Raw genomic sequence first — 20,488 nt, forward strand, 5'->3', positions numbered from 1 at the left:
TTGCGAGGCTAACGGATCGGCTGGAGTAGCTTGCCCCGATCACGGCAGGGGCGACGGATGAAAACCCTGTTTTGCGGCCGCCGCGCAGCGTATTCTTCGGCGCTCCGTTGTTGCAGCGGCGTGTCGGGATGACCGCCGCTGCCCCACGCCATCAAGCCGTTACGTAAATCTTGCGGACGGTTTCAATCGTCCGCCATGTACCAACGAAGCCGGGCTTCATGACGAAACTGTCGCCAGCCCTGTAGGTCACTGGCTCGCCGCCTTCCGGCGTGATTTCCACCAGACCGGAGAGGATATGGCAAAACTCGAAGGTCTCGCCCTTGATCGAGTGGGTGAGCCCCGGGGTGGCTTCCCATACACCGGTGCGAATGGTCTCGTTGCGAGCGGCGTCCTGCGCCCAGGTCTTGAAGCTGGGGTTTCCGGAGATCAGCCGGTCCGGGGCCGGCACGGCTTCGCGCGGAGCAAAGGACGGGGTTGGGTCGATGGTTTTCAAAAGCGACATGGTTTTCCTTTCGGGTTGAAACTTCAGTATCCTCGGCGGCGGTCGACAAGGCCTGTCGGATCAAGACCGGCGTGCAGGCGTTTGATGTTGTCGATGACGGCCTTCGCCGCAGAATGCGGCTGCGTGACGCTGGCCACATGGGGTGTCAGCAGGATGCGGGGATGGCTCCACAAGGCATGGCCGGCCGGAAGCGGTTCGGGATCGGTGACATCGACGACGGCCCCAGAGAGTTGGCCGCTGTCGAGGGCCAAGATCAGGTCCTCGTGGTCGAGCTGTGGTCCCCGGCCTGTATGAACGAGGCCGGCCCCACGCGGCAGGCAGCGGAAGAGATCCGCATTCAGCAAACCGCGCGTTTCGGGCGTCAGCGGAAGCAGGCAGATCAGAATGTCGGTTTCAGACAGCATATCGGCCAGGCCATCGCGTCCCGCATGGCACGTCACGCCTTCAATCGCGTGGGGCGATCGGCTCCAGCCCGAAAGCGGAAAACCGAAGGGCTTCAACCGCTCGAGCACGGCCTGTCCGAGAATGCCAAGGCCAAGCACGCCGACACGCCGTTCAGGCGCCTGTGCCGGGGCAAGAGCCTGCCATGTGCCTTGCCGCTGCTGGTCCAGATAGGCGGGCAGGTCGCGGTGGAGCGAGAGGACGGCAAGCGAGACATATTCCTGCATCATGCGCACGATGCCTTCTTCCACCATGCGCACGACTTTCACATGGTCTGGCACGTCTGCAATGCGAAACTGGTCGACGCCGGCGCCGATGGAAAACAGCACTTCGAGATTGCGATAGCGCTTGAGGTCTTGCGGGACGGACCATGTGATCAGGTAACGAACGGTTTCCGGATCAACCGTGCCGGGGTCCATGGAAAAAGGCAGGTCCGGCAGATCGCGCGCAAAGGCCTCTCGGAAGATGGCGCCGCGGCGGACGTCGGAGTGAAAAAGGAAGGTCATGGGCAGGGGTCCGTTCATTTTCTGTCGAGAAGTCAGGCGCAACAATGCTTGCCGAGCGACACGATCATGGACTGGCATGCGGAAAGTTCGCTTGCCCCTCTGTATTCGAGTGGCTTGCGGGCGCGGCCGATAGTGGCGAAGAGATTGGCCCTGCCGCCCTCGGGGCAGGGGAGACCATGCACGGTGATGCCGAAGTCCTCAAGAAAGACCCTGACCCATTTGACGATGGCTGCAGTGGATGTGCCGACGATGGACGGGAAGCGCACCAACGCTGTCGGGATATCGGTGGCATTCATTGCGCTGTTCCTCATGCGGTTTCTGCCACCCGCTTGCGCTCTTGGTTGCAGTTCGGCTTGAATGATCAGGCGCGAACGGCATGAATGGCTGCCGAAAGCGATCGCCATACGGTCAATTCTTGTGCCGGATGTGGTCGCTGAAGCGGAATGTTCTGCAGGGACCGGCTAGAATGCACGTAAAAGAAAATATCGAGCAGCTGGCGGCAGGCTCGCCTGGCGCCAGGGAGGCGGACGATGGATCTGAAAATACCCGACACCTTGCATGTCGACGCATACCAGATGCGTTTCGCCGACGTGGCCGATGTCGATCTGGAGCAGTTGCATGCGCTGTCGATCGCGGTCGGCTGGCCGCATCGGGCAGAAGATTGGCAATATCTGCGTGAACTCGGTCATGGTTTCGTCGCTCTCGACGAGATCGACCGCGTGATGGGGTCCGCCATGTGGTTCCCCCACGGAGAGCATTTTGCAACCCTCGGCATGCTGATCACATCGCCGCGGCTGCAGGCCAATGGGACGGCGAAATGGCTGATGCAGCGTGTTCTGGCCGAATGCCCCGGCATGGGCCTGCGGCTCAATGCAACGCGCGCTGCGCGCCGCCTCTATCGTTCGTTGGATTTTGTTGCGCAGCAGACGGTGTTCCAGTGCCAGGGGGAGGCCCGCCAACCGGTGGAGACGATTGACCTGCCCGCAGGGCATGAGATCAGGCAGTTGCGGTCAAGCGATCTCGACGCGGTGATCGCACTCGATGCGCCAGGATTTGCGGTTGCTCGCCCTCTCCATCTCGCCCGCCTGTTCGAGAGTTCGCTCTCTTATGGGCTGTTTCGGGGCGACGAACTGTCGGCATATTCCATGAGCCGTGCCTTTGGACGGGGCCACGTACTGGGTCCGGTTGCCGCATTGTCCGTTGAAGACGCGATTGCCGTTTCGCGGCCCCATATGGAAGCTCACGCGGGTCGTTTCCTGCGTGTCGATACCCATTTCAAGACAGGCCCCTTCGCCAGCTTTATCCAGCAATGTGGCCTGCCGATCTTCGACACCGTGACGACCATGACGTTCGGCGAAGGTGTCGATTACGGAACGGCCGGCAACGGCAATGGCGCTCTATTCGCTCTCGCCTCGCAATCGATGGGCTGACAAGGCACAACCTCGCTTGTTGCGGGAAATACGGATCATGAACGGCATGTGGATGCTGTCGAAATGATCTTTCGCCGGGCGCTGGCAGATGCTGGCAGAAAAGTTTGCAGCCGGCATGAAATGACATGAATGCGCCGCGTGGAGCACTCTCTTCCCGGCGTTTTCTCCCATATGCATTGCGCGGTTTGCGCCATCAGTCCTTGAGCAGGTTCATCTTGGCAAGCGGGCCGGAAAACTGCTGCATCGGGGCTCCGAGACGCAAGGGACCCAGATCGACGGGAAAGAACCCGAGTTGATCGATGAGGTTTGAAATCGCCTGGTTCGCCTCTGGATGATCGCCGGAGAGGAAAAGCACCCGCCGGCCCGCTGCCGTGTTGGGCTTCGTTGCCAGCACGGGCGCTTGCAGCGTGTTAAAAGCCTTGACGACCCGGGCGCCGGGCACGAGTTCGGATACCACCTCGGTCGATAGTCTTCCGTTCAAGTCGCGTGGTGTGAAGTCAGGAAAATTGATGGCGTTCGTCGCGTCGACGACGATGCGTCCTGCCCACCTGCTGCTCTTTTCCACGGCTGAGGCCACGGCATCGAAATGCATGGCGAGGATCACAATATCGGACTGCAGGGCCTCTTCAACGTTCACCGCGCGGATGCTGCCGCCGAAACGCACGGTGAATTCGATCAGTGAGGAGGGACCGCGGCTGTTGGCGACCATTGCCGTCATGCCGGCGGCATGAAAGCGCTCTGCCAGTGCCGATCCGATCTTGCCGGAGCCAATGATTGCAATGCTCGTCATGGCGAATATCTCCTTGTTGTCAGCTGACGTTGGGGCGTGAGCATGTGCCGGCAAAAAGGGCGGACTGTTCATGCAAGCGTTTCCCGGCCTGACGGAAACTCGAAATCACAATCAGGGCCTGCTGGGACGATGCCACCTGGGTTAAGCCAGGGGTGACTTTTGTAATAGTGGCTTTTGATATGCTGAAAATCCACCGTCGGGCGGATGGCGGGATGGCTGAAAAGATCACGCGTATAGGCCCAGAGGGCAGGGTAATCGACGAGCGCCCGGATATTGCATTTGAAATGCCCGTGATAGACCGGGTCGAAGCGCACGAGTGTCGTGAACAGGCGGATATCCGCTTCGCTGAGCGCAGCACCAACAAGATAACGTTGCCGCTTCAGGCGCTGTTCCAGCCAGTCCAGCGTTGCGAAGACCTCGCCAACCGCCGTCTCGTAAGCCTCTTGCGTCGTTGCAAAACCTGCGCGGTAGACCCCGTTGTTCAGTGTTGAATAAACGCGGTCATTGACACTGTCGATTTCGTCACGAAGCTCTGCGGGGTAAAAGTCTCTGGCCGCAGCACCACAGCCATCAAAGGCTGAATTGAACATGCGCAGAATATCGGAGGATTCGTTCGAGACGATCCGCCGATGGTGCTTGTCCCATAAAACCGGAACCGTGACGCGCGAGGTGCAGGATGGATCCGAGCGTGTGTAGATCTCGTGCAGGAATTTTGCGCCATTCACGGCATCAGGCACAACGCCCGGGGCCGGATCGAAAGTCCAGCCGTTCTCACCCATCAGCCAATGCACCACGGAAACATCGATCAGTCCGTTCAATCCCTTGAGGTTGCGCATGATCAGGGTGCGGTGCGCCCAGGGGCAAGCCAGCGACACATAAAGATGATAGCGACCTGGCTCGGCTTTGTACGGCGTGTCATCAGACGCCGTGATCCAATCGCGGAACACCGAGGGCGGACGGCGCAGTTCGCCATGGACCAACACGTTTTCCATGCCGCTTTTCTGCCAGATGCCGCCGATCAATTCACCCATTGGATCGGCCGCCAAGCTCCGCCCGGATGGCGGGCGCAACGTCCGAACCCAGAAGCTCGATGGAGCGCTGCATTGCCTCTGTCTCCAGCATGGCCGAACTCATCTGGAAGGTCAGGCGGGAAATTCCGCCCAAGGCCTTGTCCGCGGCCAGGATCTTTTCACGAACCGTCTTGGGACTGCCGATCAGAAAGGCACCATGAGGGCTGCGCATGGCATCAAACTGTGCGCGCGTGGCTCTGGACCAGCCGCGCTCGCGACCGATTTCGGTAAACATATAGGCCCAGCCCGGAAAGAAGGCATCGGCAGCACTCTCATCGGTATCGCCAACAAAGCCCATCGCATGAACCCCGACCTTCAGCGTTTCCGGTGCATGGCCGGCGCGCTGGCCTGCCTCGCGGTAAAGATCGACAAGCGGACGGAAGCGGTCGAAGGACCCGCCGATAATGGCAACCATCAGGGGAAGGCCAAGTGCACCGGCACGGGCGAAGGATTGTGGCGTTCCGCCGACCCCGAGCCAGATCGGCATTTGTGCCTGGAGCGGGCGCGGATAAACGCCTTGGCCGGAAAGTGCCGGCCGGAAGCGACCTTTCCAGGTCACGTTGGTCTCGTCGCGAAGCTTCATCAGCAGATCGAGTTTTTCGACGAAGAGCGCGTCGTAGTCGTTCATGGCAAAGCCATAAAGCGGGTAGGCTTCGCCAAACGAGCCGCGCCCGACCACGATTTCCGCGCGGCCTTTCGAAATGAGGTCGATCGTCGCAAAATCCTGGAAGACGCGGACCGGATCGGCTGCACTCAATACGGTGACGGCACTTGCCAGGCGGATCTGCTTCGTGCGGGCCGCTGCTGCTGCCAGAATGATCGCGGGCGCAGAATCGAGAAACTCCTTGCGATGATGTTCGCCAATGCCGAACACATCAAGACCGACCCGATCGGCGGTTTCCACTTCCGCCAGAAGTGCCTCCATCCGGTCGCTTGCCGGTACGGTCAGGCCCGTGGCGGGGTTGGGGATGGTGGCTGCGAAACTGTCGATGCCGATTTCCATGTTGTGTCCATTCAGATCGTGAGGGGGATGAGTGGTTCCGCCAGCGGGGGGTGGCGGTGGACAGCAGAACCACTCCTCGACTTACGCGGCCCGAAGGCGGCGTGCGTCAAGACTAAAAGAGCCTGCACCGAATGCAGCCACCTGCAGAAGGCCACCGATGATCGAGATGTTCTTCATGAAGTGGATCATCTGGTTCTGATCGGCGAAATCTGTGTGGAAGACCACGGCGGTAACAAAGGTGAAGGCTGCAAGAGCAAGGCTCACCAGCTTTGTCTGGAAACCGAGCACCAGCAGGATGCCGCCGCCAAGCTCAACCACGACCGCAACCAGGTAGGACAGAAGCGGGAAGGGGAGGCCGACAGAAGCGATAAACCCCTGCGTGGCGCCCGGTGCTGCGATCTTGCCGAGACCACTGAGGATGAACATGAGGGCGAGCAGAAGGCGGCCGGCAGATGCCAGCAGATTGATGTTGGCCATGGGGGAAGAGCCTTGAGAGTGGGTGGATCGGGAGAGGGTGCGGCTGGACCGCACCCCTGAATTGATCAGGCCGCCAGAGCCTGAATTTCTGCCTTTGCGCCCGCAATTGCAGCCGTTTTTGCCTCCTCGCCAAGGGCGAGGCCTTCCGCACGAATGACCGTCACGTCCGTGATGCCGATGAATGCAAGGACCCCCTTCAGATAGGATTCATGGTGTTCCATCGCGGCTGCCGGGCTGTTGCCGGTATAGATGCCGCCACGTGCGGAGGCGATGAAGACCTTCTTGCCTGTGACCAATCCTTCCGGACCGTTCGCGCCATATTTGAAGGTGCGGCCGGCCACGCAGACGCGATCGACCCAGGCCTTCAACTGCGTGGGGATGGTGAAATTGTACATCGGCGCACCGATGATAATGATGTCGGCTGCAAAAAGCTCGTCCACATAAGCGCCACCGGTTGCCAGATCCTGGCCAAGTGCTGCATTGCCGACTTCGCCGCCCTGGAAGACCGCCATATGGGCGTCCGACAGGTGCATGGCGGCATCGACCACCAGGTCGCGGCGGATGACGCGGGCGCCCGGATGCAGCGCCTGCTGCTTTGCGACAATCTCTGCCGTCAGGCTGCGGCTGACCGAGTAGCCGCCGAGGATGCTTGAATCGATGTGAAGGATTGTCGTCATTGGAATTGTTTCCAGTGGTTTTGCCAGGCTGGCGTTACGGATAAAGCGGTTGAGGAAGCTTTGAATTGTTTTGATCATGATCATCTGATTGCCATGGCCGGTTCATCACCGATAGCCAGTATGTTCGAATGGTATCTATCGGTGTGCCCGATGGGTCGAATGGGCGCGGTGGTCATCAATGACTGCAGGATAATTGCGCAGGTATTCGTAAGGGCCTCGCGCCCTTCCAGCCGCCTGGGCGATCCCTGAGGCGCAAAGGGAAACTCGGCGACGACATTGCCAGCGCAAAGCTCCGACCAGCCCTTCATGTCACTGTCCGTTCCCAGGGTTCGTGTGTGCTATTTCGTCGGGTGAAGCAGCAATTGCGTGGATGTGTCAGTGCCACGCTTGCATTAACGGTAGAAGCCGGTATTTTTCGATGTTATCCATCGGTTCTGGCGATAGAGGAGGCTTGGATGCTTGACGGCGTGTCTCTGGACCAATTGCGCACATTCGTGGCCGCGGCAGACGAGGGGAGCTTTTCGGCGGCCGCACGGCGCCTTCGCCGGACACAGTCGGCTGTCAGCGAAACGATCGCCAATCTCGAAGGACAGTTATCCGTCGTTCTTTTCGATCGCTCAGCCCGCTACCCCAAGGTGACCAAGCAGGGCGAAATCCTGCTTGCCGATGCGCGCTCCGTGGTGCGCGCCGTTGATGGTATGAAGGCGCGCGCAAAAGGCATCGCTGGTGGGCTTGAGCCGGAGCTTGCCGCCGTCATCGACGTCTTTTTCCCCATCAGTACGATTGCAGACGTCTCCCACGAGTTCCGCCGGGAGTTTCCGGCAACACCGTTGCGGCTTTATGTCGAGGCATTGGGGGGAGCGGTGCAGCCGGTGATCGACGGCCGTGCGAGTTTCGGGCTTGTCGGTTCACTTCCCACTTTGCCGCCGGGACTGGTGGCGGAACGGATTACAAGTGTCGAATTTGTGATGGTGGCCGCTGCCCGGCATCCTCTTGCCGCGCATCAGGGCCTCATTCCCCGCGAGGAACTTGCCCGCCATGTGCAACTGGTCCTGACAGATCGATCGGATCTTTCGCAAGGACGGGAATTTGGCGTCATGTCGCCCTCGACCTGGCGGCTCGCCGACCTGTTTGCCAAACACGCCTTTCTTGTCAGTGGCCTTGGATGGGGTGGAATGCCTCTCCATGCCGTGGAAAAGGACATTGCCGAAGGGCGGCTGATCGAATTGCCCATCGAGGATACGGCCGGCGGTTTGAAACTGCCGATGTCAGCGGTCTACCGGGTTGATGCGCCCCCTGGTCCCGCCGGCCGCTGGATGATTGATCGTCTCAAACACTGCTCGGAAGAAAATTCGAAACTTGCTGATTGACAGGATCATGAGTGTGTAATAGTGATGGCTACACACAAGCGGAGAGCGTCATGCCAACCAGCACTCGATTTGTTGTCGCCGTTCATATCCTCACCGGCCTTGCCGTCAGCGACGGCAAGCCGATGCGCTCGGAGGATCTTGCCTACTCCGCCAATACCGGAGCTGTCGTCATCCGCGGGCTGCTCTCGCGGTTGAATGATGCAGGGTTGACGCGGTCGCAGCTTGGGGCAGGGGGCGGCGCTTTGCTGGCAAAACCTGCGGAGAAGATCAGGCTGCTCGATGTTTATGAGGCGGTCGAGGATACGGAACTGTTTTCCACACATCGCACGCCACCTTGCGAGAACTGCGCGGTGGGCGGCAACATTCTGGAGGCCATGCAACCTGTCCTGACAAGGGCCCGCGTGGCCTTGGAAGCCGAACTGGCCAAAACCACAGTCGCTGATATGGCAGCGGACGTTGCGCGACTGGGGAAATTCTCCATCCCGCTGGTCTGGTGATTTTTTGCCTATAAATGTCACTATAACAACGACACAATGACATAAACTGCAGCCCTGCAGTCATCGTTCGGATCTGTTCAGCCTCAGGGGCGCTGACGGTTCTCATCTTACCAGCCCCCCCCAAAAAAACCTGGAGTACATTATGAGCATTGGTATCATCGGTTCTGGCGCGCTTGGCTCAAACCTTGCCCGCATCTTCGCCAAGGCCGGCATCGCCGCCACGATTTCCAACAGCCGCGGTCCGGCTTCGTTGGCATCACTCGTTGAAGAGCTTGGCCCTTCCATCACGGCCGGCACTGTCGAAGCCGCCGCGAGCGCAGACATCGTTTTTGCGGCCGTGCGTTGGGTCGATGCCGAAAAGATCATGACCAGCTTGCCTGCCTGGAATGGCCGTATCGTCGTCGACGGCACCAACCCGGTTGAATTCATCGATCCGAATTCACCGGATGCCAGTGATCCGACCAATCCGCTTGCCGCCTACGGCATCAAGGCGGTGGATCTCGGCGAAAAACACTCGAGCGAAGTCTTCAGTCAGTATGTGCCCGGCGCGCGCGTCGTGAAGGCCTTCAATCATCTTGACGTCAACGTTCTGCCGGAACCTGCAACGGCAGGCGGCCAGCGTGTTCTGTTCTACTCCGGCGATAATGCCGATGCCAAAGCCGAGGTGCGCAAGCTCATCGAGGCAACAGGCTTTTTTGCCGTCGATCTTGGTTCGCTTGACGTCGGTGGTCGGCTTGCATCGCTACCTTTCGGAGCACTGTCCGCGCATAACTTCATCAAGATCTGACGGTCAGCAGAGGGATGGGGGCGGCAAGAGCGGCCTCCAGCCCTCCTGTCATCTGCCCGCGAAAGGAGGCGCACAACGCATGGCGCCTCACGTTCTGAGGCTTTCGACCAGCATTTCGACGAATGCTGTCACCTTTGGCGGGCGAAACCGGGCCGCCGGATAGACCGTGTAGACTCCACCTTGCGGCAGATGCCAGTCCGTCAACACAGGGATCAATTCGCCGGTGGACAAGCCTGAAGCTGCGAGAAAATCGGGCAGGACGGAAAGGCCGGCGCCGCCCATGACAGCCCTCATCACAGCCGGCGTCATGTTGATTGCAATGCTCGTCTCGAAGCGGATTGTCTGGGTGGTTCCGTCGCGGTGCGTAAACGTCCATTCAAGCGGTTCCCGCAAGGCGTTGTTGGAGACAAACGGCAGGCCCATGCAGTCTGCCGGTTGCCGCAGCGCCGCAATCTTGGCGGCAAACTCCGGCGAACCGACGAGAAGCTGGCGAAATCCGCCAATTCGTCTCGCCTGCAGGCTGGAATCTTCGAGCCAGCCGACCCGGATGGCGATGTCGAGATTGTCGGCAAGAAGATCCACCATCGTGTCGCTGAGGTTCAGTTCAACCCGGCATTCGGGATAACGGCGCGTGAATGCGGTGACCACGGGCACGATGACCGAGGTTCCATAGTCGTGGGGTGCGGTCATTCGCAGCGTACCCTTCGGCTCCGCTCTCGATTGCGCCAGTTCTGCCAGGGCTTCTTCGGCCGCACGCAGGATCGAGACGCAGCGGGTGTGGAAAATTCTGCCCGCTTCCGTGGTCTGCAATCGACGGGTGGTGCGCAGGAGAAGCGTGGCGCCAACCTCCTGTTCCAGCCTTGCAACCTGCTGGCTAACAACGGCCTTCGTGATGCCGAGACTGGCCGCTGCCTTGGTGAAAGATCCCGCATCGACCACCGCAACAAAATAGGCAAGGCGATTGAGATTGGTGGCGTCCTGCATGGGCATCTCCGATTTGATTGTCATCTCCTAGCATACATTCTGTCTGTTTCATCGATCTTCTCATGCCAATGCCCGCATGACATCTATGCTGCACCAAGGAGCCAGACATGACCGACACGACACAGATCATCTATCTCTTCGATCCGCTTTGCGGCTGGTGTTACGGTGCATCACCCCTGATGGCGCAGCTTGCAGCGGCCCCCGGCGTGACGGTTGTCGCGCAGCCGACGGGGCTGTTTTCCGGCGTCGGCGCACGACCGATGGACGCCTCCTTTGCCGCTTACGCCTGGTCGAATGATGAGCGGATCGCCGCCCTGACCGGTCAGCGTTTTACTGAAGGCTACCGCACCAACGTGCTGTCCAAGGGCGGCAGGCTGGATTCAGGTCCGGCAACGCTTGCACTGTCTGCCGTGGCACTGACAGCGCCGGATCGGGAACTCGATACCCTCCGGGCGATCCAGGAGGCCCGATATGTCTCCGGTCTCGATGTAACAGCCGTGCCGGTGCTCGTTGCAGTGTTGGAAGGGTTGGGGCTTGAGGCTGCGGCATCGCACCTCTCGTCGCCGACTGGCCAGCTCATTGCCTTTCACGAGGATCGCTTGCGCGCGGCAGAGGCTCTGATGCGAGAGTTTGCAGTCCGGGGTGTGCCGGGTGTCATCGTCGATAAAGCCGGCAGCAAGACGCTTCTGAAGGCGCAGGACCTGTTCGGCAACAGTGCGCTTTTCTCCAGGCTGATCGGTTCCGGCACTGCCCCTGCACATCTCGCGAACCAAGGGTAACGTCAAATGCCGATCCGTATGATCCGCAAGTCACTGTTCATTGCCGCTGTTGGCGCGATCCTGGCGACGCCAGTTTTCGCCCAGAATGCACCGCCCTACGGAGCGCCAATCAGCCTGCAACAGGCCCGGCAGGTTGCCGCAGCGGCCGTTGCAGCGATGCAGAAGGGCGGCTTCGACATGACCATTGCGATTGTCGATTCCGGCAGCAACCTTGTTTACCTCGAGCGTGCGGATCAGGCCGGCATCGGCACGATTGATGCGGCTCTTGGCAAAGCCAAGGCCGCCAACGGCATCAAGACACCGACCAAGCTTATCGGTGACCTGATCCTTCAAAACAACCAGCTCAATCTGCTGGCGGTGCCCGGTGCCTTTCCCGTCGAAGGCGGTGTTCCGCTTGTGCTGGACGGCAAGGTTATCGGCGCAATCGGGGTCAGTGGTGCAATGCCCGCCGATGATGGCGCAATCGCCAATGCCGGCGCTGCCGGGCTTTGAACCACGCCTCTATCCCCTCCAGACGTCTTGAAAAACATCGAAAGGACTGATCATGTTCACCAGGAGAACCATCATGAAGACCACGCTTGCTGCCGGCGCAACCGCCGTCCTTGCTCCCGCCGGTCTCGGCCATGCCGCCGGCTCGAGCCTTGCCTGGAAACATTTCCCCGCCGGCCCGAACGGTTTTTTCCGCGCACCTGTTCTGGTGTCCGGTGCCAAAGAAGCAACCCTCATCGACGGTGGGTTCACGCTGTCCGATGGCAAGGCTCTCGCCGATGCGATCAAGGCGACCGGCAAGACATTGACCACGATCTATGTCAGCCAGTCCGATCCCGACTATTACTTCAGCCTTGGCCCGATCAAGGCGGCCTTCCCGGATGCGAAAGTCATTGCCGCAAGCGAAACTGTCGAGGCCATCAAGGCAAGTGTCGAGAAGAAGCTTGCCGTCTGGGGCCCGCAGCTGAAGGAAAACGGCCCGCAGGCATTGGCCGACGTCGTCATCCCCACTGCCTTTGACGAAAAGACGCTGACGGTGGACGGTGAAATCATCGAGATTGTTCCGGCCGAAAACCTGCCCAACCGGCGCTTCCTTGTCGTTCCGTCGCTCAACGCCGTGTTTGGCGGCGTGATGATCTTCAACGGCGTGCATGTCTGGACGGCAGACACCAACAGTGCCGAATTGCGGGCGTCCTGGATTGCCAATCTCGAAAAGCTTGCAGCGTTGAAGCCATCGGTTGTGGTTGCAGGGCATATGGCTCCCGCTGCTGCAACCGACTTTTCGGGTGTCGAGCATACGATCGCCTATCTGAAGGCGTTCGAAGAAGAGCTGGCCAAGGCCAAGGGTTCGGCCGACTTGAAGGCTGCCATGGAAGCGCGTTTCCCGGGGCTCGGCATGGGCGTGGCGCTGGACATCGGCTCCAAGGTGGCGACCGGCGAAATGAAGTGGGGCTGATGACCATGGGTGCCAATCTTGAACTCATCCGCGCGACCTATGAGGGGTCCTCCGAAGACAATGGCCGCAACCTGCTTGCGGCTCTTGCGCCGGATGCCACGTGGACGGAGGCCGAAGGCTTTCCCTATGCCGGCACCTATGTCGGTCCGGATGCGATCGTCGCTGGCGTGTTTCAACGGCTTGGCACCGAGTGGATCGGTTACCGCGCCGATGTTCACACCTTCATGGAGGACGGCGACCGGGTCGCTGCCTTCGGTGTCTATCACGGCACCTACAAAACAACGGGCAAGTCGATGACAGCCAGTTTTGCCCATCTCTATCACCTCAGAGACGGGAAGATTGCCAGCATGGTGCAGTATGTCGATAGCCATATGGTCATGCAGGCGCTCAGCGCCGACTGATGCCCCGGCTTGTTTCGGCACGGCCAGGTGCTGTGCCGAAACAATATCAGGTGCGTGCTGCATTGTCCTCACGCCGCGAGCGCCTCTAATCACCCTGAATCCTGATCGTCACCTTGCCGGGACGGTCAAAGATCGAGACATCGCCCTGGACCTTGCCCAGTATGACGATGCCGGGCGACGGCACGCGTCCATCACGGTAATAAATGACGAAGTCTCCCGAACTCCAAAGACCAAGCGTGCCTGCCGAAAATTCGCGCTGGCGTGACGCTGCCGGCAAGGCAGCCGGCAGCTTGCCTGTCTTTTCCTGGCGCAGATGATCGTCCATCTCGATCGTGAGCGGCAGCATTTCCGACAGGGCGCGAGCAGCCACGTTATCAGCCAGTTCGGCTGTAACGTTGCCCCAGTCGGAGGAAATCGAAATGCGATCTTGGGCCAAAGCGGATCCTTCCATTGGCATTGCAAGCGAGGCGGCAACGAACGCTGCTTTTGCAAGATATTTCATGTCCCACCATTCCTTGATCGAGAACGACTTGTTCGGCGGAGTTCAGACCGGCCATTGGATAATAGGAGAGAACGGCGGCACCAGCGACGGCCGCCGTCCAATGTGAAAAATAGCGTCACCGACGTAGTGAAGTCAGTTCCGCTACCTGCTCAAGCAAGGTGCTGATCGAAGAAACCCTTCAGCCTGTCGAACGGGATAAGATCAACGCGATCGTAGAGATCGACGTGGCCGGCACCCTTGATCCAGACCAGTTCCTTTGGTTCCGCAGCACGGTTATAGGCGTCCTGGCTGAATTCCTTCGAATGCGCCTGATCGCCGGAGATGAACAGCATCGGGCGAGGGGAGATCGTCTCGATGTCGTTGAACGGGTAGAAGTTCATGAACTTGACGGCGCTGCTGAGGGTCGGTTTCGTCGTTGTTTCTCTGGCAACCCCTGCAGGCGTGAACTCACCGCGCGGCGTGCGGTAGAAGTCATAGAACTCACGCTGGATCGGATCCGTTTCGGCCGTCAGTTCGAGCGTGGTGCCGCCAATGTATTGAATGTCTGCGCCATCGACCTCTGCCCAGCGCTGTTCGGCTGCCGTTGCGATGAAGGCTTTGCGCTGCTCGACCGTCTGGGACTTGTTCAGGGCGTCGCGGAAGGCCGCGCCCATATCGTACATGCTGACGGTTGCGACGGCCTTGATACGCGGATCGATCTTGGCTGCGCTGATGACGAAACTGCCGCTGCCGCAAACGCCGATGGCGCCGATATTGGCGCGATCAACGAAAGCCTGAGAGCCGAGGAAGTCAACGCCGGCGCTGAATGCTTCGGCATAAATTTCCGGCGAAACAAGGTTGCGGGACGCGCCTTCGCTTTCACCCCAGAAAGGCAAGTCGATGGAGATAGTGACAAAACCCTGTTCCGCCATCTTGGTTGCGTAGAGATTGGCGCTCTGCTCCTTCACCGCACCCATCGGATGGCCAACGATGATGGCCGGGTTCTTCACTGCGCGGTCGAGGTTTCTGGGAAGGAAGAGATTGCCAGCGACAGTCATCTGGTACTGGCTCTTGAACGTGACCTTCTGCAGGCTAACACGATCGCTGGTATAGAAATTGGACGCGCCGTTGGACATGTCTTGCGCCTTTGCAGTTGTGGAATCGAACATGGACAGTGCTCCAAGGGCGGCAACGCCGGCGCCCGTCATTTTGAGCAGGTTTCGCCGATCAATGCCGGGCTTCAACGGTTGAGTGTCATTTTGAATGTGGTTGGTCATCTGCATGTCTCCTTGAGTGGTGATGCAACGGGATTTGAGCTGGATGGAATGGCCGCCGGTTTCATCGGCGGGTTGAAAGCCGCCATGCGGCGACGGCGAACAGGAACGATCCGACAAGCAGCGCTGCAGCGAGCAGGAATGTGCTCCACCAGCCGTAGCCGTCGAACAGCATGCCTCCGATGGATGCGCCAAGGGTGATCGCAAGCTGGATAATGGCCACCTGGAGCCCGCCACCGGCCTCCGCATCATCGGCCATGGTCCGGCTGAGCCAGGTCCCCCAGCCAACGGGAGCAGCCGTGCTGAACAGACCCCAGCCGATCAGAAGGACGGCAGTGATGTTTGGGGATGATCCGAATGCGATCAGGCCCAATGCAATCACGGCCATGATCAGCGGGATTGTGCCAAGAATGACGAACAACCGCTGTTGAAGCAGGTGGCTTATGATTGTGGTCCCGGCGACGCCCGCCAGGCCCATCAACAGAAGAAGCAGCGAGAGGGTCGAGATCGAGACGGACGTGACGGTTTCCAGGAAGGGGCGCAGATACGTAAACAGCGCGAACTGGCCCATGAAGAGAAACATGATCGAGGCCATGCCGATAGCCACCGGTGGCCGAAGCAGCAGACGGAAGACATTCGACGAGCCCTCGCTGCGACGCGGCGGGAGAGACGGCAGGCTGATCCACTGCCAAACGAGCGCCAGCAGTGCCAGCGGAACGACGGCAAAGAACGCGCCGCGCCAGCCAATGTAGCTGCCGAGCAGGCTTCCCAGAGGCGCTGAGATCGTCGCGGCGATGGCGTTGCCGGCGTTGAGCATCGCAAGGCCCTTTGGCACCGAGCCTTCCGGAACCAGCCGCATAACGATCGAGGTGGACATCGACCAGAAGCCGCCGATCGCGATACCCAGCAAAGCGCGGCCGATCATCAATGCGAGATAGTTCGGGGCGAATGTGACGATCGTTCCCGAGATCACCAGGATCAGTGAAAACGAAGCAAGAACCAGCCGCTTGTCCAGCCGACGCGTCAGTCCAGCCACGCAAATACTGGTGACAACTGCAAAGATGCCGGAGATCGAAATCGCCTGGCCGGCGCGGCCTTCCGTTACACCCAATTCCAGTGCGATTGGAGAGAGAAGGCTGACGGGCATGAACTCGGACGCGATGAGGACGGATACGCATAAGGCCATCGAGACAACAGCGCCCCAGGCGGCAATCGGCACATCCGAGGTGGGAGTAATCGCGGCCGCATCTTCGATGTCGGGTGTGTTGACGTCAGATCGGGTGGGAGCTTGTTGTGTCATGGCGGCAAGATATGCCGATCACAGTTCGAAGATTAGCCATCGTAATCCGCTTGGACTTATCGATCTGAGCCATCAATCGGGGACGATTGCAGGAGGCCATGAGGCGGGAAGACGTCATCCGTTTTCGCGGGGCAGAAGACGTCTATCGGGCTACGCAGATTGCGGATTGCAAAAGTTCCCACGCGCGTCAGGGGAGGGGAACCCCTTATCTGCTGTGCAGTCGTGCCACAGATCAGGCAGGATGTACCGGTTTCCTTGTTGAGTTCCTGCAATCTCTGAGCAAGATTTACGGCATCACCATAAAGGGTATAGGTCTGGCGAGCGCCTGCGCCGACCGTACCGGCTGCGATCAGCCCTGTTGCGATGCCAATACGCAGGCGCATCTTTTGCCCGTCGAATTCCCGCTGCTCTATCATTGCCAGAATGTCTTGTGCGGTTTTTACTGCTGATGCAGCGTGATCCTCCTTGGACAGCGGCGCGTTGAACGAAATCAGCAACGCATCCCCAAGGTAGTTGATGACCACGCCGCCGTGCTCATCGACGATGTTTGTTACGGCACTGAAAAACTCGTTCAGCAAATGGACGAGTGTGGTGGGGTGCAGCCCCTCTGACAGACGTGTGAAACCTGCAATATCGGCAAACATCAATGTCGCCTGGCGGGCCTGAGGAATAAGATGCCCCTCGTCCAGCAGTTCGCGTAATATCGGTGCCGGCACGTAGCGTCCGAAAAGGCTTTGCAATCTATGCCGGTTGGCTTCTGCTTGTGCATGCTCGCTCACCACACGACGTGCGCGATGAACCGTCAAGGCCGCGATCGCCGTGACAAGTGTCAGGATAAGAGCTTCCTGCAGGCGGGAGGCGATGCCTAAAAAGTCAGGATCGAGGACTGTCTGAATGTAAATGTCCGGGGATGGAGAGATCGGGAGACTGTTGTAGCTCACCACCTTCTCCATGCTCGACAGGATCCACCCGGTGGCAAAAAGCAGTCCGATGGCTGCCCAGGCACCCGTCCACAGCACCAGTGGCGGCGACAGCGTTAGAACCGCCGCTGCAATCACCACATAGTAATACTGGACGGAACTGGTGAGAAATACCATGTTTTGCGGCACGTCCCCGCCACTGCTGAGCGGGATGAAGGCCAGAAGCACAGTTACCACTGTCGCATCAAAGGCGAACACGGCATAGCGAGCATGGCGTTCGTAGCGGGTGCGGACGGCTGCCAGCGATAACAGCCCGCCCAAGGCGATCAAGGATGTGATCGCAGCAATGCCAATATTGATGGGAAAGTAGTAGCTGAGCAACAGCGCAAAAGCGATCATCATCACGGCGACCGTTCGGCCGATCATCGCAATCCGGAACCCTTTTCTCTCCGCGTTGGATAACGCAGTCGCTATGGTACTGGCGTGTTGCGCAACCGCGCCATCAATAGCCAAAGTCGCTCCTTCCGCGATAGTCGTTGGCAATATCGGATCCTGGGACAGTGTCATGGACCCTTGAAACTGCGGACACGCTCTGCGTCCTCCGCTCAGCGTGCAATCGAATAGTCCGCCGGGCCGCATATCCGCGCTTCCAAGCAGACATGGGCCCGGCCTGACGTGTCGACCTGCCGGCTTGACCAGGGTCACCTCTGTCCCGCCGGGAGAGCAGTTCAGTCAGCGCGTCGCGAGGAAGTCAATGATTGCCTGGCGTTCGTCAGCCTTGGCAAAACGCTGGGTCATGCGCGTCCCCTTCACCAGTCCACCCGGATTGGTGAGGAATATGTCGAGCTGGGCGGCATCCCAGGTGATGCCCGCGCCCTGCATGGCGGGCGAATAGCGGAAGCCTTCGACGCTTCCGGCCGCTCTGCCGATCACCCCTTGCAGATGCGGGCCGACGCCGTTGCGGGTGCTGTCGATCTGATGACAGGCACCGCAGCGCTGTTGGAACAGCTTCTGTCCGTCTGCCGCATCCTGGGCATGAGCCTGAAGTGCCAAGACAACGGTGGCGATCACTGCGGCGGCGATCTGCTGGATAAACCTCATCATCCCTGCTTCTCCTGGAATGTTGTCTTCGACAGCGGCAGGCTGCGCGGTCGTTCTGTGGCAAGGACGGCCACGGCATTGGCGATGGCGGGAGGTACGCCCGGCAGGCCGGGTTCACCAATACCGCCGATCGGCGCACCGCTTTCGATGATGCGGACATGCACTCTCGGCATGCGGTCCGGCGTCAGGATCGGATAACCGTCGTAGTTGCGCGCCTGGGGAAGACCATCGACATAGACGACCTCTTCCAGAAGTGCGGAGGAAACGCCGAGTGCAACGGCGGAGTTGACCTGATGCTCGATCACCCTCGGATTGACCACCGTGCCCGGATCGATGGCGACCCAGACGTCATGCACCACGACCTGACCATCCGAAAGCGAGACTTCCGCAATCGTCGCCACTTCGCTTCCGAAGGGAGAGGCCATGGCGACGCCGCGGGCGCGGCGTGTGCCATCCTCTGCGGCGAAGGGCCCGCGTTTCCAGCCACCGGAAAGCGCGGCCACAGCCTGCAGCAGCGTGAGATGGCGCGGGCTGTTTTGCAGGAGCGCAAGGCGGAGTTCATAGGGGTCCTTCGTGCCGGCATCCGCCATCTCATCGAAGAAGGTTTCCGAGAAGAAGTCGTTCATCGAATGACCGACCGAGCGCCAGAATCCGATGATGGCGGGATCGTCGACATGGATCTGGGCGATCCGCTTGTTGGGGATCGCGTAGACCTTGCCGGCAATGCCCTCGACGGCAGAACTGTCGACCTTGTCGGGCTGGCGGCCATACCAACGTCCCGTCGCACCTTCGCCCACCGCAACCGCTGAAAACGCCGTCGGATTGCCGTTCTGGTCGAGGCCTGCGCGGAAGCGAACCGCTGCCATCGGCCGCAGCGTGTCGCGCAGAAATTCCTCCTCGCGGCTCCAGACGAGCTTGATCGGACGCCCGACCGCCTTTGAAAGCAGGATGGCCTGCGGATAAGGATTGGCGCTCTGGTAAAGGAAGTGACGACCGAAAAAGCCACCCAGCATCGGCGAGTGGACGATGACCTTCTCAGGCGCGATGCCCGCCACCTTGGCCGCATCTGCCTGAAACATTTCCGGCGCCTGGTTCGGTATCCAGAGTTCGAGCGTACCGTCCTCGTTCCAGCGGGCCACCGCCGATGGCGGTTCCAACTGGCCATGGACGAGATGCGGCGCGTCATAGGTCGCTTCCACCACCTTGGCAGCCGATGAAAGCGCAGCGGCTGTATCCCCTTCTTCCTCGAAGGTTACACCGTCGCCGTTGGTTGCCTTGAGCTTTTGCATGTGGTCGGCGCTGGAGAAACTGGCAGGCATGGCATGAGGCGTCCCTGCAGCCGCTTCCGTCCAGGTGACTTGCAGGGCCTCGACTGCCATGCGTGCGCGCCACCAACTGTCGGCGACCACGGCGACAGCACCGGGCAGCGTGTGCACCGAATGCACACCGTTGCGACCCTTCACTTCCGCCTCATTGGCGAGGCTGCCGGGCTCACCACCAAGCCTTGGACTGTGCTGGACGGCGGCAAAGAGCATGCCCTCGACCTTGGTATCGATCGCATACTGGGCCTTGCCCGTCGACTTCGCCCGGATATCCAGACGTTCGACCGGTTTTCCGATCCAGCGAAAGTCCTTCGGCGCGCGGAGCGTGACGGTTTCCGGAACCGAAAGCAGCGCCGCAGCCTCTGCGATCTCGCCATAAGCAAGGCTACGGCCCGACGCCCCATGCAGCACGTGACCCGGCTCGGTCGAAAGCTCTGCAACCGGTACCGACAGTCTCTCGGCGGCAGCCTGCAGCAGCATGGCACGCGCCGACGCACCGAGCTTGCGCATGAGGTCATAGCTTGAGCGAACTGAAAAACTGCCGCCGGTGAAGCGGAAACCACCGATCAGGCCATAGTCCGGACCGGGCGGTGCCGCCTCGACCATGAAATTGGCGGGGTCGACATCGAGTTCTTCGCCAACGATCTGTGCCATGGCGGTGAAGATGCCCTGACCACCCTCGATGAAGGCGCTCCGGAAAAACACCGTGCTATCGGGGCGGATCTCGATGAAGGCGGGGACGCGGGTTCCCGGAGCCGCTGCTGCAGTGGCGGCCTGAGCGAGCGCCGGGCGGATCGCGCCGGGGAGGGTCACGCCGAGAACAAGTGCGCCGGCCACCGAGCCGAGGAACCCACGGCGCGAGACCTTGAACGGTGTGTCATGGCTCGTGGCATTGCCGGCAGCGTCAATATGGACCTGGTTCATGGTGATCC

At 60.1% G+C, this 20,488-nt stretch carries 23 protein-coding genes; 8 read left to right on the forward strand and 15 right to left on the reverse strand.

Annotation, left to right across the window (positions count from 1 at the left end; translation table 11 throughout):
* Positions 1–151 precede the first annotated feature (151 nt).
* Genes AC4CWH_RS22070 through AC4CWH_RS22080 form a run of 3 tightly spaced genes read right to left on the reverse strand, consistent with a single transcriptional unit; the run spans position 152 to position 1,853 of the window.
* Complete coding sequence (locus AC4CWH_RS22070) at positions 152–502, reverse strand: cupin domain-containing protein (RefSeq protein ID WP_491286461.1); 351 nt, start codon at positions 500–502, stop codon at positions 152–154.
* 23 nt (positions 503–525) lie between these two features.
* Positions 526–1,449 (reverse strand): 2-hydroxyacid dehydrogenase, encoded by a 924-nt coding sequence (locus AC4CWH_RS22075; protein ID WP_491321501.1) that lies wholly within the window; start codon positions 1,447–1,449, stop codon positions 526–528.
* A gap of 32 nt (positions 1,450–1,481) precedes the next feature.
* Positions 1,482–1,853 (reverse strand): hypothetical protein, encoded by a 372-nt coding sequence (locus tag AC4CWH_RS22080; protein ID WP_491321502.1) that lies wholly within the window; start codon positions 1,851–1,853, stop codon positions 1,482–1,484.
* A gap of 126 nt (positions 1,854–1,979) precedes the next feature.
* Between AC4CWH_RS22080 and AC4CWH_RS22085 the strand changes: the two genes are divergently transcribed.
* Positions 1,980–2,879, forward strand: a complete 900-nt coding sequence (locus AC4CWH_RS22085; RefSeq protein ID WP_491321503.1) for a GNAT family N-acetyltransferase — start codon at positions 1,980–1,982, stop codon at positions 2,877–2,879.
* 193 nt (positions 2,880–3,072) lie between these two features.
* Here the strand turns inward: AC4CWH_RS22085 and AC4CWH_RS22090 are convergent, their stop codons facing one another.
* The 5 genes from AC4CWH_RS22090 to AC4CWH_RS22110 form a co-directional block, all read right to left on the reverse strand.
* On the reverse strand, positions 3,073–3,669 hold the full coding sequence (locus AC4CWH_RS22090; protein WP_491321504.1) for an NADPH-dependent F420 reductase: 597 nt from the start codon (positions 3,667–3,669) through the stop codon (positions 3,073–3,075).
* Positions 3,670–3,737: 68 nt separating this feature from the next.
* Entirely contained in the window at positions 3,738–4,700 is a 963-nt protein-coding gene (locus AC4CWH_RS22095) for a glutathione S-transferase family protein (RefSeq protein WP_491321505.1), read from the reverse strand.
* Entirely contained in the window at positions 4,693–5,742 is a 1,050-nt protein-coding gene (locus tag AC4CWH_RS22100) for an LLM class flavin-dependent oxidoreductase (protein WP_491321506.1), read from the reverse strand. Before AC4CWH_RS22100 ends, AC4CWH_RS22095 begins: the two co-directional genes overlap by 8 nt.
* A gap of 81 nt (positions 5,743–5,823) precedes the next feature.
* A complete protein-coding gene (locus AC4CWH_RS22105; RefSeq protein WP_491321507.1) occupies positions 5,824–6,219 on the reverse strand; it encodes a DoxX family protein in 396 nt (131 codons plus the stop codon).
* Positions 6,220–6,284: 65 nt separating this feature from the next.
* Positions 6,285–6,896 carry an FMN-dependent NADH-azoreductase gene (locus tag AC4CWH_RS22110; protein WP_491321508.1) on the reverse strand — a complete coding sequence of 204 codons (612 nt, stop codon included), beginning with the start codon at positions 6,894–6,896 and terminating at the stop codon, positions 6,285–6,287.
* A gap of 455 nt (positions 6,897–7,351) precedes the next feature.
* On the opposite strand from AC4CWH_RS22110, the gene AC4CWH_RS22115 reads away from it, so the two are divergent.
* The 3 genes from AC4CWH_RS22115 (at position 7,352) to AC4CWH_RS22125 (ending at position 9,550) form a co-directional block, all read left to right on the forward strand.
* Positions 7,352–8,266 (forward strand): LysR family transcriptional regulator, encoded by a 915-nt coding sequence (locus tag AC4CWH_RS22115; RefSeq protein WP_491321509.1) that lies wholly within the window; start codon positions 7,352–7,354, stop codon positions 8,264–8,266.
* A gap of 50 nt (positions 8,267–8,316) precedes the next feature.
* Positions 8,317–8,763 (forward strand): Rrf2 family transcriptional regulator, encoded by a 447-nt coding sequence (locus AC4CWH_RS22120; RefSeq protein ID WP_491321510.1) that lies wholly within the window; start codon positions 8,317–8,319, stop codon positions 8,761–8,763.
* Positions 8,764–8,905: 142 nt separating this feature from the next.
* Positions 8,906–9,550, forward strand: a complete 645-nt coding sequence (locus tag AC4CWH_RS22125) for an NADPH-dependent F420 reductase (protein WP_491321511.1) — start codon at positions 8,906–8,908, stop codon at positions 9,548–9,550.
* A gap of 87 nt (positions 9,551–9,637) precedes the next feature.
* On the opposite strand, the gene AC4CWH_RS22130 is transcribed toward AC4CWH_RS22125, so the two are convergent.
* Positions 9,638–10,534, reverse strand: coding sequence for a LysR family transcriptional regulator (locus AC4CWH_RS22130; protein WP_491321512.1), 897 nt, complete (start codon positions 10,532–10,534; stop codon positions 9,638–9,640).
* Positions 10,535–10,641: 107 nt separating this feature from the next.
* On the opposite strand from AC4CWH_RS22130, the gene AC4CWH_RS22135 reads away from it, so the two are divergent.
* Genes AC4CWH_RS22135 through AC4CWH_RS22150 form a run of 4 tightly spaced genes read left to right on the forward strand, consistent with a single transcriptional unit; the run spans position 10,642 to position 13,158 of the window.
* Entirely contained in the window at positions 10,642–11,313 is a 672-nt protein-coding gene (locus AC4CWH_RS22135) for a DsbA family protein (protein ID WP_491321513.1), read from the forward strand.
* A 6-nt stretch (positions 11,314–11,319) separates the two neighbouring features.
* A complete protein-coding gene (locus tag AC4CWH_RS22140) occupies positions 11,320–11,805 on the forward strand; it encodes a GlcG/HbpS family heme-binding protein (protein WP_491321514.1) in 486 nt (161 codons plus the stop codon).
* 52 nt (positions 11,806–11,857) lie between these two features.
* Complete coding sequence (locus AC4CWH_RS22145; protein WP_491321515.1) at positions 11,858–12,757, forward strand: MBL fold metallo-hydrolase; 900 nt, start codon at positions 11,858–11,860, stop codon at positions 12,755–12,757.
* Positions 12,758–12,762: 5 nt separating this feature from the next.
* Entirely contained in the window at positions 12,763–13,158 is a 396-nt protein-coding gene (locus tag AC4CWH_RS22150) for a nuclear transport factor 2 family protein (protein WP_491321516.1), read from the forward strand.
* A gap of 85 nt (positions 13,159–13,243) precedes the next feature.
* On the opposite strand, the gene AC4CWH_RS22155 is transcribed toward AC4CWH_RS22150, so the two are convergent.
* The 6 genes from AC4CWH_RS22155 to AC4CWH_RS22180 form a co-directional block, all read right to left on the reverse strand.
* On the reverse strand, positions 13,244–13,660 hold the full coding sequence (locus AC4CWH_RS22155; protein WP_491321517.1) for a cyclophilin-like fold protein: 417 nt from the start codon (positions 13,658–13,660) through the stop codon (positions 13,244–13,246).
* A 149-nt stretch (positions 13,661–13,809) separates the two neighbouring features.
* Positions 13,810–14,847: an alpha/beta hydrolase gene (locus AC4CWH_RS22160; RefSeq protein ID WP_491287801.1), complete on the reverse strand. Its 1,038-nt coding sequence runs from the start codon at positions 14,845–14,847 to the stop codon at positions 13,810–13,812.
* Positions 14,848–14,977: 130 nt separating this feature from the next.
* Positions 14,978–16,099: an MFS transporter gene (locus tag AC4CWH_RS22165; RefSeq protein WP_491322318.1), complete on the reverse strand. Its 1,122-nt coding sequence runs from the start codon at positions 16,097–16,099 to the stop codon at positions 14,978–14,980.
* 170 nt (positions 16,100–16,269) lie between these two features.
* A complete protein-coding gene (locus AC4CWH_RS22170; protein ID WP_491321518.1) occupies positions 16,270–17,700 on the reverse strand; it encodes an adenylate/guanylate cyclase domain-containing protein in 1,431 nt (476 codons plus the stop codon).
* Positions 17,701–17,865: 165 nt separating this feature from the next.
* Positions 17,866–18,237: a c-type cytochrome gene (locus AC4CWH_RS22175; protein WP_491321519.1), complete on the reverse strand. Its 372-nt coding sequence runs from the start codon at positions 18,235–18,237 to the stop codon at positions 17,866–17,868.
* Complete coding sequence (locus tag AC4CWH_RS22180; RefSeq protein WP_491321520.1) at positions 18,234–20,480, reverse strand: xanthine dehydrogenase family protein molybdopterin-binding subunit; 2,247 nt, start codon at positions 20,478–20,480, stop codon at positions 18,234–18,236. The genes AC4CWH_RS22175 and AC4CWH_RS22180 overlap by 4 nt, the downstream gene beginning before the upstream one ends.
* Positions 20,481–20,488: the final 8 nt, after the last annotated feature.

This window comes from Neorhizobium sp. PAMB6716, from assembly GCF_058242805.1.